Here is a 12,812-nt window from a genome sequence, read left to right as displayed (position 1 = left end):
GAGCAATGAGCGAAATGATAACCGTCGGCGACGCCATCGCCAGAACGCTGGAGCAGTATCAGGTTGAGGCCATCTACGGCGTCATCTCCATTCACAACCTGCCGATCGCGGACGCGGTGGGGCAGCGCGGCAACATTCGCTTCGTGCCCGCGCGCGGCGAGGCGGGGTCCGTCACCATGGCCGACGCCCACGGGCGTTTTTCCGGCCTCGGCGTGGCGCTGACCAGCACCGGCGCGGGGGCGGGCAACGCGGTCGGCGCGCTGGTGGAGGCGATGAATGCCTGCACGCCGCTGCTGCATTTAACCGGACAGGTGGAGAAAGCGTGGCTGGATGCCGACACCGGGTTTATCCACGAAACCCGCGACCAGCTGACCTTCCTGAAGGCCAGCTCAAAGCGGGCTTATCGGATCGGCAACGCCAGCCAGGCGATAGCGATTCTGCATAAAGCGATTCAGGAGGCGCAGACGCCGCCGTGCGGGCCGGTATCAGTGGAGATCCCGATTGATATTCAGGGGGCCAAAATACCCCTGTCTCTGGTGACCGCACCGGTGAAACCGGCTTCGGCTGCAGCCGTGGATCCCGCGATGGTGGATGCGTTGTGGACGCAGCTCAGGCAGGCGAAACGGCCGCTGCTGTGGCTGGGCGGCGGGGCGCTGGGAAGCGCTGACGCCGTTAAAACGCTGGCGGATGCGGGCGTGACGGTGATCTCCAGCACCCACGCGCGCGGCGTGCTGCCGGACAGCCATCGCGCCAGCCTGCGGGCGTTCCACAACTCGCCGTCGGTGGAGGCGCTTATCGCGCAGTGTGACTTTACGCTGGTCGCCGGTTCACGCCTGCGCAGCAACGAAACCCGCTCCTGGACGCTGGCGCTTCCCTCTCCGCGCGTCCAGATTGATATCGATCCGGCGGCGGCGAGCCGCAATTACCTGATGGATAACACGCTGATAGCCGACTGCTCCGCGTTGCTTCCCGCGCTGGCCGAGAAAGCTCAGGGCCGGGAATGGGGGGACGCGCAGTGGGATACGCAGGTGCAGCAGGCGGTGGCTGAAGCAGAGCAGGGGCTGCGCGAACAGTGCGGCGCCTACGCGAAGCTTAACGACGCCATCGAGAAAGCCCTGCCGCAGGACGGCCTGCTGGTGCGCGATATCACCGTTTCCGGCAGCCTGTGGGGCAGTCGTCTGTTTCGCGCTAACGGTCCGCTGATGAACATTCACTCTCTTGCCGGGGCGATTGGCATGGGGCTGCCAATGGCGATTGGTACCGCGATTGCCAACCCGCAGCGTAAGGTGGTGGGGCTGGTGGGCGACGGTGGCCTGAGCCTGAATTTAGGCGAGCTGGCGACGCTGGCGCAGGAGAAAGCTAACGTGACGCTGCTGATCATGAACGACGGCGGCTACGGCGTGATGCGCGGTATTCAGGATAAGTACTTCGGCGGGCGTCAGTACTATAACGAACTGCATACGCCGGACTTTACCCTGCTGGCACAGGCAATTGGCCTGCAGGCGTGGAGCGTTGAGCGGGCAGAGGATTTTGAAGCCGTGATGACGGAAGCGCTGGCAATGCCGGGGCCGTCGGTGGTGGAGGTGCGGATGGGGCAGATTGGCGCGCTGAAGTTTGCCGGGCCGCCGCAGAAGACGCTTTACTGAGGTGTGAGGTTTCCCCTCACCCCAGCCCTCTCCCCAAAGGGGAGAGGGTGTATTCAATCCCCTCTCCCCTTTGGGGAGAGGGTTAGGGTGAGGGGGCAAATCAGAACACGTTAAACGGGTATTCCACGTAAGCGCGGATCTCGTCTCCGCCCACGTTGTACTCGCTGGCGTTGCTGGAGACGCGCAGCACGGAGTAGCGCAGCTTCAGCTTCAGATCTTTCGCCGGGCCGTCCTGCACCTGGTACTGGATCTGGTTAAACCATTCATGCTCTTTGCCGTTATTGGTTTCCGAGGTCTTGATATTGTCCCCGCGCACGTAGGCGGTAGTCCAGCTCAGGCCCGGCAGGCCAAGGCCGCCGAAGTCCAGGCCATACGACGCCTGCCATGAGCGCTCGTCTTCACCGTTAAAATCAGACCAGTAGGAGTTCGCCAGCCAGATGGTGTTGCCGCCGTCGCCCACGCCGCCCTGGTCGCGATAGCCGCCGTAGTTGTAGCCGGTGCTGCCGCTGCTTTGCTGGTACGCTACTTTGAACGTGTGAATATCCCAGATGTAGCTCGCCGCCAGGCTCCAGATGGAGTTGCTGCGGCCGGTGTCGAGGCTGTCCGCGTAGCTCTGATCCAGACGCGAGTTATAGCCGTTAAAGTCGAGCACCAGCTGCTGCCCGGTGCTGAACGGCTGTTTGAAATTCAGCCCCAGGTACTGTTTGTTCATCACCTCTTCGTTATGAGAGGCGTACAGCGCGCCGCTGAACTGGTCGTTGAACTGGTAGCTTGCGCCACCGAAGGTCAGGCTTTTCAGGCCGCTGTCGTGGCGGTCGTCGCTTTTACGCTGCTCGTCGGTGAAGTAACCGGCGTTCACTTCCAGGCCGTCGATCTCTTTCGAGGTCAGCATGGCACCGGTGTAGCTTTCAAACAGCAGTCGAGAGCTGTCGGCGTTAACAATAGGCAGTTCAGGACGCTGGTTACCGTAGCTCAGCACGGTATTCGAGATCCGCATTTTGGCGGTAGCGCCAAATTTCGCTAAATCGGATTTGGCCCGGCCATCGTCTTCCTGTTTAAAGAAGTCGATACCGCCCGCGCCGCTCTTGCCGCGACCGCCGTCCAGGCGCACGCCGTACTGCGCGATGCCGTCCACGCCAAATCCCACCAGCCCTTCGGTATAGCCGGATTCAAAGGTGGCGATGATGCCCTGGCCCCATTCTGCTTTATCCTGCTGCCCCTGATGGTAGTCGCGGCTGATATACGCATTGCGTAAAAACAGGTCTAAATGGCTGTCGTCGATAAAACCCTTGCTGTCAGATTGCTGGCTTGCAGCGGCGGGTAATGCGGCGAATAAACTTAAAGCAATTAACGATAATTCTTTTTTCACGGAGGGAACGTCTCTGTCTTAATATATTAAATTGAATTACTGCGCGTTTGATAATTACCGGAAAGGTTAACGATTGCAATAAATATGTGACCAGACGTTTCAGCCGAAAAGGGTAGGGTTGACGCGGCTTTCAGAGGTGTTACCGATACGTGCGATTTAGTTAGCAATTCATGCTAAATAAAAAGGAGGCATAAATGCCTCCTGCCAATATTATTTAATTCCGTCTGCGGCCATTCGGTCGCGAATATGCTGCGCGCGGGCTTCTGAAGCCGGGTGGTCGTCAAACATGGAGCTCTGGCGACCCGCTTCCAGTTTTGCCAGCTTTTCGAAGCTGGTGGCTAAACCGGATGGATTAATACCGCGTTTGCGCAACAGATCGTAGGAGTAGTCATCCGCTTCTGACTCCTGACGCTGCGAGAACTGGGAGTTAACCAGCTTTTCGCCTACGTCACCAAGCTGCGACTGTGACAGGCTGCCAACGATACCGCCCGCAGAGGCCGCCGCCGCACGAATGGCGTTGGTGCCTAAGGCAACCTGCATCCCTTTTTTCACGTGGCCGAGCGCAACGTGGCCCATTTCATGGCCGATCACCGCTTCCACTTCGTTGTCGGTCATCATGTCCATCAGCCCGCTGTAGACGCGGATACAGCCGTTGGCCATCGCGAAGGCGTTGACGTCTTTCGCTATGTAAACCTTGTAGTTCACCGGCTGGCCGTTGATGTTATCGCCGAGCGCGGAAGCAATCTTATTCAGACGCTGTGTGTAGGTACTGTCAGCCGGCGCAAGCGTGGCTTTTCCGTCCATATCTTTACAGGCCTGATCGCTCAGCGCTTTAACCTGCGCGTCGCTCAGGGAGTAGGCCTGAAAGGCTTCTGCGCCTGAGGTCATCAGACCGTTAGAGTCCATATTCTGACAGCCGCTCAGCACGAGCGTTGTACCCAGGGCCAGCACTATTGCACGCATTTTCATGAGGTTGCTTCCGTACTCGTTAATCTGAATAAAATCCGAAAAGTGCACCCGCAACGAAGCCGGGGCGGGATAAGTATAAGGAATATCTACAGGCGCGGGCGAGCAGATTGCGCAACATGCGAGCATGATCCAGAGATTTCTTAAGCTGCAAAAGAATGGTCCATGTACATGCCCTGCGGCTTGGGTTACATTGTTGGCACTTTTTTCCGGCGTAGCCCAAAACGCGCTGTCGTCAAGGGCATGGCCTTTAACAGTCCGATCTGGAGTTAAAATGTCCTCACGTAAAGAGCTTGCTAATGCTATTCGTGCGCTGAGCATGGACGCAGTACAGAAAGCCAAATCCGGCCACCCGGGTGCCCCTATGGGTATGGCTGATATCGCCGAAGTCCTGTGGCGTGATTTCCTTAACCACAACCCGCAGAACCCGTCATGGGCTGACCGCGACCGTTTCGTGCTGTCTAACGGCCACGGCTCTATGCTGATCTACAGCCTGCTGCACCTCACCGGCTACGATCTGCCTATCGAAGAGCTGAAAAACTTCCGTCAGCTGCACTCCAAAACTCCAGGTCACCCGGAAGTGGGCTACACCGCTGGCGTAGAAACCACCACCGGCCCGCTGGGTCAGGGTATTGCTAACGCTGTAGGTATGGCGATTGCCGAGAAGACCCTGGCGGCGCAGTTCAACCGTCCTGGCCACGACATCGTTGACCACTTCACCTACGCGTTCCTGGGCGACGGCTGCATGATGGAAGGCATTTCTCACGAAGTGTGCTCCCTGGCCGGTACCCTGAAGCTGGGCAAACTGGTTGCGTTCTATGACGACAACGGTATCTCCATCGACGGTCACGTTGAAGGCTGGTTCACTGACGACACCGCCGCGCGTTTCGAAGCCTACGGCTGGCACGTTGTGCGTGGCGTTGATGGCCACGATGCTGACTCGATTAAACGTGCAGTAGAAGAAGCGCGCGCAGTGACCGACAAACCGTCCCTGCTGATGTGCAAAACCATCATCGGCTTCGGTTCTCCGAACAAAGCGGGCACCCATGACTCTCACGGCGCACCGCTGGGCGACGCGGAAATCGCGCTGACTCGCGAAGCGCTGGGCTGGAAATACCCTGCCTTCGAAATCCCGTCTGAAATCTACGCTCAGTGGGATGCAAAAGAAGTGGGCCAGGCGAAAGAAGCGGCCTGGAACGAGAAGTTCGCTGCCTATGCGAAGGCGTTCCCACAGGAAGCGGCTGAATTCACTCGTCGTATGAAAGGCGATATGCCGTCTGACTTCGACGCGAAAGCGAGCGAGTTCATCGCGAAGCTGCAGGCGAACCCGTCTAAAATCGCCAGCCGTAAAGCGTCTCAGAATGCGATCGAAGCGTTTGGTCCGCTGCTGCCAGAATTCCTGGGCGGCTCCGCTGACCTGGCACCATCTAACCTGACCCTGTGGTCTGGTTCTAAGCCAATCAACGAAGACACTGCCGGTAACTACATCCATTACGGTGTACGTGAATTCGGTATGACCGCTATCGCGAACGGTATCTCCCTGCACGGTGGTTTCCTGCCGTACACCTCTACCTTCCTGATGTTCGTAGAGTATGCGCGTAACGCCGTGCGTATGGCTGCGCTGATGAAACAGCGTCAGGTGATGGTCTACACCCACGACTCCATCGGTCTGGGCGAAGATGGTCCAACTCACCAGCCGGTAGAGCAGGTGGCTTCCCTGCGCGTGACCCCGAACATGAGCACGTGGCGTCCATGTGACCAGGTTGAATCCGCAGTGGCGTGGAAATACGGCGTTGAGCGTCAGGACGGCCCAACCGCGCTGATCCTCTCCCGTCAGAACCTGGCGCAGCAGGAGCGTACCCCAGAGCAGCTGGCTAACATCGCGCGCGGTGGTTACGTGCTGAAAGATTGCGCGGGCCAGCCTGAGCTGATCTTCATCGCGACCGGTTCTGAAGTTGAACTGGCTGTAGCAGCATGGGAAAAACTGACTGCCGAAGGCGTGAAGGCGCGCGTGGTCTCCATGCCGTCTACCGATGCGTTCGACAAGCAGGATGCGGCTTACCGCGAATCCGTACTGCCTAAAGCGGTTTCCGCTCGCGTGGCGGTGGAAGCGGGTATCGCTGACTACTGGTTCAAATACGTGGGTCTGAACGGCGCTATCGTCGGTATGACCACCTTCGGTGAGTCTGCTCCGGCAGAACAGCTGTTCGAAGAGTTCGGCTTCACCGTTGAGAACGTTGTCGCTAAGGCGAAAGAACTGCTGTAACTGTTTGTCCGGTGCGGGCTGATGCCCTCACCTCGACCCTCTCCCACACCCACAGGGAGAGGGAGTATAAAGTAGGCCGGGTAAGCGCTAGCGCGCCACCCGGCTTTTTTGCAGGCATTATTCCACCCAAAATGTGACGCAAGTCATATAGCTCGCTTATTCATCTGGACAGACATTCCTTTTATTCCTCGATTCGCTTATTCTTGCTGAAGCGTTTCAGTCGATTAAATGTTCGACAATTGACCAATCAATCGCAGTTTGTGATAGCAAAGATTCCCCTTCGGGCGTAGCTGGATTACTCTTTCAGCCACCTCAAACTCAGGGATAGCTTTGCAGGAGATCTATGACCGTACGCGTAGCGATTAATGGCTTCGGTCGCATCGGGCGCAACGTGGTTCGTGCTTTATATGAATCCGGGCGTCGTGCGGAAATCACCGTGGTGGCAATCAATGAACTGGCGGATGCTGCGGGCATGGCGCATTTGTTGAAATATGACACCAGCCACGGCCGCTTTGCCTGGGACGTTCGTCAGGAAAGAGAGCAGCTGTTTGTCGGTGACGATGCGATTCGCGTGCTGCATGAGAGCAGTATTGCAGGGCTGCCCTGGCGTGAACTGGGCGTGGATGTGGTGCTCGACTGCACCGGTGTTTACGGTAACCGCGAACACGGCGAAGCGCATCTGGCAGCTGGCGCAAAAAAAGTCCTGTTTTCTCATCCCGGCAGTAACGATCTCGACGCGACCGTCGTGTTTGGCGTCAACCAGCATGAGCTGAAGGCTGAACATCTCATCGTTTCCAACGCCTCCTGCACCACCAACTGCATTATTCCGGTCATCAAACTGTTAGACGATGCGTACGGCATTGAATCCGGCACCGTGACCACGATTCACTCCGCCATGCACGATCAGCAGGTTATCGACGCCTATCACCCGGATTTACGACGCACTCGCGCGGCGAGCCAGTCAATCATTCCGGTGGACACAAAGCTGGCGGCAGGGATCACCCGAATTTTCCCGCAGTTTAATGACCGTTTTGAAGCGATTGCCGTGCGTGTTCCGACAATTAACGTGACGGCAATTGACCTCAGCGTGACGGTGAAAAAAACGGTAAAAGCCTGTGAAGTCAACCTGTTGCTGCAAAAAGCGGCACAGGGAGCATTTCATGGTATAGTTGACTATACGGAATTACCGTTGGTCTCAGTAGATTTTAACCACGACCCGCACAGCGCCATCGTCGATGGCACTCAGACGCGAGTCAGTGGCGCACACCTCATCAAGACGCTGGTCTGGTGTGATAACGAATGGGGCTTTGCTAACCGAATGCTCGACACCACGTTAGCAATGGCCGCTCAAGGTTTCAGGTAAGACGCATCGTGCGTCTGCAAAACTTTAAGAATCAACGAGAGGATTCACCATGTCTGTAATTAAGATGACCGATCTGGATCTGGCTGGTAAACGCGTTTTCATCCGTGCCGATCTGAACGTACCGGTTAAAGATGGCAAAGTGACCAGCGACGCGCGTATCCGCGCATCTCTGCCAACCATCGAGCTGGCTCTGAAGCAGGGCGCTAAAGTGATGGTCACCTCCCACCTGGGCCGTCCAACCGAAGGCGAGTACAACGAAGAGTTCTCTCTGCTGCCGGTTGTTAATTACCTGAAAGACAAACTGTCCAACCCGGTTCGCCTGGTGAAAGATTACCTGGACGGCGTTGAAGTTGCCGAAGGTGAGCTGGTGGTTCTGGAAAACGTTCGCTTCAACAAAGGCGAGAAGAAAGACGACGAAACCCTGTCCAAAAAATACGCTGCGCTGTGCGACGTATTCGTAATGGATGCGTTCGGTACGGCGCACCGTGCGCAGGCGTCTACCCACGGTATCGGTAAATTCGCCGACGTTGCGTGTGCGGGTCCTCTGCTGGCTGACGAACTGGAAGCACTGGGTAAAGCGCTGAAAGAACCTGCTCGCCCAATGGTCGCTATCGTTGGTGGTTCTAAAGTGTCTACCAAACTGACCGTTCTGGATTCCCTGTCTAAAATCGCTGATCAGCTGATCGTCGGTGGTGGTATCGCAAACACCTTCGTTGCCGCTCAGGGCCACAACGTGGGTAAATCCCTGTACGAAGCAGACCTGGTTGACGAAGCCAAACGCCTGCTGGGCACCTGTGATATCCCGGTTCCAACTGACGTTCGCGTGGCGACCGAATTCTCCGAAACCGCTACCGCGACCCTGAAATCTGTTAACGACATCAAAGATGAAGAGCAGATCCTGGACCTGGGCGACGTTTCTGCACAGAAACTGGCTGAAATCCTGAAAAACGCAAAAACTATCCTGTGGAACGGTCCTGTCGGCGTGTTCGAATTCCCGAACTTCCGCAAAGGGACTGAAATCGTTGCTAACGCTATCGCAGACAGCGAAGCGTTCTCTATCGCAGGCGGTGGTGACACCCTGGCAGCAATCGACCTGTTCGGTATCGCTGACAAGATCTCCTACATCTCCACTGGTGGCGGCGCATTCCTCGAGTTCGTGGAAGGCAAAGTACTGCCAGCAGTAGCAATGCTCGAAGAGCGCGCTAAGAAGTAAGCCATTCAAGGGCAGGGAAACCTGCCCAATTTTCAGCGCGCTTTTAAGAGCTCGCACCTTTTCTAACGGCCGAAGATACAGGACTAAGCAACATGTCTAAAATTTTTGATTTCGTAAAACCTGGCGTGATCACTGGTGATGACGTACAGAAAGTGTTCCAGGTAGCTAAAGAAAACAACTTCGCTCTGCCAGCAGTTAACTGCGTAGGTACCGACTCCATCAACGCCGTACTGGAAACTGCTGCTAAAGTTAAAGCGCCAGTTATCGTTCAGTTCTCTAACGGCGGCGCTGCGTTCATCGCAGGTAAAGGCGTGAAAACTGACATTCCTCAGGGTGCTGCAATCCTGGGCGCTATCTCTGGTGCGCACCACGTTCACCAGATGGCTGAGCACTACGGTGTTCCGGTTATCCTGCACACTGACCACTGCGCGAAGAAACTGCTGCCGTGGATCGACGGTCTGCTGGACGCGGGTGAAAAACACTTCGCGGCTACCGGTAAGCCACTGTTCTCTTCTCACATGATTGACCTGTCTGAAGAGTCACTGCACGAAAACATCGAAATCTGCTCTAAATACCTGGCGCGCATGGCCAAAATGGACATGACCCTGGAAATTGAACTGGGCTGCACCGGCGGTGAAGAAGACGGCGTGGACAACAGCCACATGGACGCTTCTGCCCTGTACACCCAGCCAGAAGACGTTGATTACGCTTACACCGAGCTGAGCAAAATCAGCCCACGCTTCACCATCGCTGCGTCCTTCGGTAACGTACACGGCGTTTACAAACCAGGTAACGTGGTTCTGACGCCAACTATCCTGCGTGATTCTCAGGAATACGTGTCTAAGAAACACAACCTGCCGCACAACAGCCTGAACTTTGTCTTCCACGGCGGTTCCGGTTCTTCTGCTCAGGAAATCAAAGACTCCGTAAGCTACGGCGTAGTGAAAATGAACATCGATACCGACACCCAGTGGGCAACCTGGGACGGTATCCTGCAGTACTACAAAACCAACGAAGCTTACCTGCAGGGCCAGCTGGGCAACCCGAAAGGCGAAGACCAGCCGAACAAGAAATACTACGATCCACGCGTATGGCTGCGCGCAGCGCAGACGTCCATGGTGACCCGTCTGGAGCAGGCATTCAAAGAACTGAACGCGATCGACGTTCTGTAATTTGAGCTGCTAACAGCATCAGAAGGCCCGCAAATGCGGGCCTTTTTTTATGCGTTTTCAACATGCTGCAACATCTGCTTTTGTGATCTGTTTGGCAAAACTTGCGCTTTTTGTTTACCCTTTACTGACCTGCCTGTCTCCCTGAGGGATAGATTTAGTGTTTTGGTTTAACAAAAGGAAGAATAAATGGAACAACTCGATGTTGTAGACAGCATCAATCACGCCGGTAACTGGCTGGTGCGTAACCAGGCGCTGCTCCTGAGCTATGCGGTGAACATCGTTGCGGCAATTGCCATCATCATCGTGGGTATGATCGTGGCGCGCATCGTGTCGAACGCCGTCAACCGTGTGATGGTCGCGCGACACATCGACGCCACGGTGGCTGATTTTCTCTCCGCGCTGGTACGTTACGGTATCATTGCCTTTACGCTGATTGCGGCGCTGGGTCGTGTGGGCGTACAGACGGCATCCGTTATTGCCGTACTTGGTGCTGCGGGTCTGGCTATTGGTCTGGCATTGCAGGGCTCGCTTTCAAACCTGGCGGCAGGCGTGCTGCTGGTGACCTTCCGTCCATTCCGTTCCGGTGAATATGTTGACCTTGGCGGCATCGCCGGTACCGTGCTGCAGGTGCAGATTTTCTCTACCACCCTGCGTACCGTCGACGGCCGCATCGTGGTGGTGCCGAACGGGAAAATCATCGCGGGCAACATCATTAACTTCTCCCGCGAGCCGGTGCGCCGTAACGAGCTCATCATCAGCGTGGCGTATGATTCCGATATCGATCGGGTGAAGTCGCTGATCGCGAATATCATCGCCTCTGACGATCGCATTCTGAAAGACAAAGAGCAGACGGTTCGCCTGAACGAACTGGGCGCTTCCTCTATTAACTTCGTGGTGCGTATCTGGAGTAAGAGCAGCGATCTGCAAAACGTATACTGGGACGTGCTGGAGCGCATCAAGCGCGACTTCGACGCCAACGGCATCAGCTTCCCGTACCCGCAGATGGACGTAAACGTCAAAAAAGTCAAAGAAGCAGAGTAACTTTACCTGCAGGCCCGGTAAGCGCTAGCGCCACCGGGCTTTTTGGTTATTAGGCATGCTAATCCCCAATTAATATTATCCATTTCCTCTAATGTGATTCGCGCAGTATAGTCAATCTCCAGAACAACACTGTGAGAATTTCGTCATGTTATCGTATTACTTTCAAGGGCTTGCCTTAGGTGCGGCCATGATCCTCCCTCTCGGCCCGCAAAATGCGTTCGTCATGAATCAGGGCATTCGCCGCCAGTATCATCTGATGATTGCCCTGCTGTGCGCAGTGAGCGATCTGCTGCTGATTTGCGCCGGCATTTTTGGCGGCAGCGCGCTGCTGATGCAGTCACCCTGGCTGCTGGCGCTGGTGACCTGGGGCGGCGTGGCGTTTCTGCTGTGGTACGGATTCGGTGCCCTGAAAACGGCGATGAGCAGCAACATTGAGCTGGCAAGCGCTGAAGTGATGAAGCAGGGCCGCTGGAAGATTATCGTCACCATGCTGGCGGTCACCTGGCTAAATCCGCACGTTTACCTCGATACCTTCGTGGTGCTGGGCAGCCTGGGAGGACAGCTGGACGTTGAGCCAAAACGCTGGTTTGCGCTCGGCACGGTCAGCGCCTCTTTCCTCTGGTTCTTCGGCCTGGCGATCCTGGCGGCGTGGCTGGCACCGCGGCTACGTACCGCCAAAGCGCAGCGCATCATCAATACGCTGGTCGGTCTGGTGATGTGGTTTATCGCTTTCCAGCTGGCGAAAGAGGGCATTCATCATGTACAGGGATTGCTCAACTAAGCGTTGTCTTATGGACAACTGAACAAGACCCGCTAAGCTTGCTGGCATGCGCCCTGTTGTTGGGGCACTCTTCGCAACATGGAGGAATGACAGTGAAGTTTAAAGTGATGGCCCTGGCGGCATTAGTAAGTTTCGGTGCGGTGTCGGTGCAGGCAAGTGAACTGCCGGATGGCCCGCACATCGTCACGTCAGGCACCGCAAGCGTCGATGCGGTACCGGATGTTGCAACCCTGGCGATTGAAGTGAACGTGGCTGCGAAAGATGCCGCTTCCGCCAAGAAACAGGCGGACGATCGTGTTGCGCAATACCTCTCCTTCCTGGAGCAGAACGGTGTCGCTAAAAAAGACATCAGCTCTGCTAACCTTCGTACCCAGCCGGATTACGACTACCAGAACGGCAAAAGCATTCTTAAAGGCTATCGCGCCGTGCGCGCCGTGGAAGTGACCGTGCGTCAGCTGGACAAGCTGAATTCCCTGCTGGACGGCGCGCTGAAGGCCGGCCTGAACGAAATCCGTTCGGTGTCGCTGGGCGTTGCGCAACCGGAGAAATACAAAGACGAAGCGCGTAAAGCGGCGATTAATGATGCCATTCATCAGGCGGAACAGCTGGCGTCTGGCTTTAAGAGCAAGCTTGGCCCGGTATACAGCGTGCGTTACCACGTCTCTAACTACCAGCCAAGCCCGATGGTTCGGATGATGAAGGCGGACGCCGCGCCGGTTTCTGCTCAGGAAACCTACGAGCAGCCGACCATTCAGTTCGACGATCAGGTGGATGTGGTGTTCCAACTGGAGCCAACTCAAACTCAGCAAACTGAGGCGGCTAAGGCGCAGTAATTTGCCCTCACCCTAACCCTCTCCCACAGGGCTGAGGAATCCCCAGTAATTTCTCTACCCGAAGCGATGAACGTTGCTTCAGTAAAATGAATGGCTTGCAGCGACGCCCTGGTCCGGCTGTAAATCGCTGAGGCGTTTCCTGCAGGCCGGGGCGAGGCGCAT

10 protein-coding genes are annotated in these 12,812 nt (G+C 56.3%); 8 read left to right on the top strand and 2 right to left on the bottom strand.

Annotated elements, in window-relative coordinates:
- The first annotated feature begins 5 nt into the window (after window positions 1-5).
- On the top strand, window positions 6-1,646 hold the full coding sequence (locus tag UTO39_RS06600; protein WP_320726776.1) for a thiamine pyrophosphate-binding protein: 1,641 nt from the start codon (window positions 6-8) through the stop codon (window positions 1,644-1,646).
- A 100-nt stretch (window positions 1,647-1,746) separates the two neighbouring features.
- Here UTO39_RS06600 and UTO39_RS06595 read toward each other — a convergent pair whose 3' ends face one another.
- A complete protein-coding gene (locus tag UTO39_RS06595) occupies window positions 1,747-3,015 on the bottom strand; it encodes an OprD family outer membrane porin (RefSeq protein WP_320726775.1) in 1,269 nt (422 codons plus the stop codon).
- 210 nt (window positions 3,016-3,225) lie between these two features.
- Window positions 3,226-3,984: a M48 family metallopeptidase gene (locus UTO39_RS06590; RefSeq protein WP_320726774.1), complete on the bottom strand. Its 759-nt coding sequence runs from the start codon at window positions 3,982-3,984 to the stop codon at window positions 3,226-3,228.
- 271 nt (window positions 3,985-4,255) lie between these two features.
- Between UTO39_RS06590 and tkt the strand changes: the two genes are divergently transcribed.
- The 7 genes from tkt (at window position 4,256) to UTO39_RS06555 (ending at window position 12,650) form a co-directional block, all read left to right on the top strand.
- Window positions 4,256-6,247, top strand: coding sequence for a transketolase (tkt, locus tag UTO39_RS06585; RefSeq protein ID WP_266179100.1), 1,992 nt, complete (start codon window positions 4,256-4,258; stop codon window positions 6,245-6,247).
- A gap of 343 nt (window positions 6,248-6,590) precedes the next feature.
- Window positions 6,591-7,610, top strand: a complete 1,020-nt coding sequence (gene epd / locus UTO39_RS06580; RefSeq protein ID WP_320726773.1) for an erythrose-4-phosphate dehydrogenase — start codon at window positions 6,591-6,593, stop codon at window positions 7,608-7,610.
- A gap of 49 nt (window positions 7,611-7,659) precedes the next feature.
- On the top strand, window positions 7,660-8,823 hold the full coding sequence (gene pgk, locus UTO39_RS06575; protein ID WP_048957304.1) for a phosphoglycerate kinase: 1,164 nt from the start codon (window positions 7,660-7,662) through the stop codon (window positions 8,821-8,823).
- A gap of 92 nt (window positions 8,824-8,915) precedes the next feature.
- Window positions 8,916-9,995 carry a class II fructose-bisphosphate aldolase gene (gene fbaA, locus UTO39_RS06570; protein ID WP_061097137.1) on the top strand — a complete coding sequence of 360 codons (1,080 nt, stop codon included), beginning with the start codon at window positions 8,916-8,918 and terminating at the stop codon, window positions 9,993-9,995.
- A gap of 186 nt (window positions 9,996-10,181) precedes the next feature.
- The gene (gene mscS / locus UTO39_RS06565) at window positions 10,182-11,036 is read left to right on the top strand and encodes a small-conductance mechanosensitive channel MscS (RefSeq protein ID WP_266179101.1); all 855 of its coding nucleotides are present in this window, start codon (window positions 10,182-10,184) and stop codon (window positions 11,034-11,036) included.
- Window positions 11,037-11,181: 145 nt separating this feature from the next.
- Window positions 11,182-11,817 carry an arginine exporter ArgO gene (gene argO / locus UTO39_RS06560; protein ID WP_320726772.1) on the top strand — a complete coding sequence of 212 codons (636 nt, stop codon included), beginning with the start codon at window positions 11,182-11,184 and terminating at the stop codon, window positions 11,815-11,817.
- A 92-nt stretch (window positions 11,818-11,909) separates the two neighbouring features.
- The gene (locus UTO39_RS06555; RefSeq protein WP_061097140.1) at window positions 11,910-12,650 is read left to right on the top strand and encodes an oxidative stress defense protein; all 741 of its coding nucleotides are present in this window, start codon (window positions 11,910-11,912) and stop codon (window positions 12,648-12,650) included.
- Window positions 12,651-12,812 lie beyond the last annotated feature (162 nt).

This window comes from Enterobacter sp. 118C5, from assembly GCF_034107645.1.
Taxonomy (GTDB): Bacteria; Pseudomonadota; Gammaproteobacteria; order Enterobacterales; family Enterobacteriaceae; genus Enterobacter; species Enterobacter nematophilus.
The sequence above is the reverse complement of the archived record's forward strand: the minus strand, read 5'-3'. Positions and strand labels throughout refer to the sequence as shown.

Coding starts and splice junctions, on each gene's coding strand:
- mscS (WP_266179101.1), top strand. CDS start 10,182: ATGGAACAACTCGATGTTGTAGACAGCATCAATCACGCCGGTAACTGG.
- pgk (WP_048957304.1), top strand. CDS start 7,660: ATGTCTGTAATTAAGATGACCGATCTGGATCTGGCTGGTAAACGCGTT.
- argO (WP_320726772.1), top strand. CDS start 11,182: ATGTTATCGTATTACTTTCAAGGGCTTGCCTTAGGTGCGGCCATGATC.
- epd (WP_320726773.1), top strand. CDS start 6,591: ATGACCGTACGCGTAGCGATTAATGGCTTCGGTCGCATCGGGCGCAAC.
- fbaA (WP_061097137.1), top strand. CDS start 8,916: ATGTCTAAAATTTTTGATTTCGTAAAACCTGGCGTGATCACTGGTGAT.
- tkt (WP_266179100.1), top strand. CDS start 4,256: ATGTCCTCACGTAAAGAGCTTGCTAATGCTATTCGTGCGCTGAGCATG.
- UTO39_RS06590 (WP_320726774.1), bottom strand. CDS start 3,984: ATGAAAATGCGTGCAATAGTGCTGGCCCTGGGTACAACGCTCGTGCTG.
- UTO39_RS06600 (WP_320726776.1), top strand. CDS start 6: ATGAGCGAAATGATAACCGTCGGCGACGCCATCGCCAGAACGCTGGAG.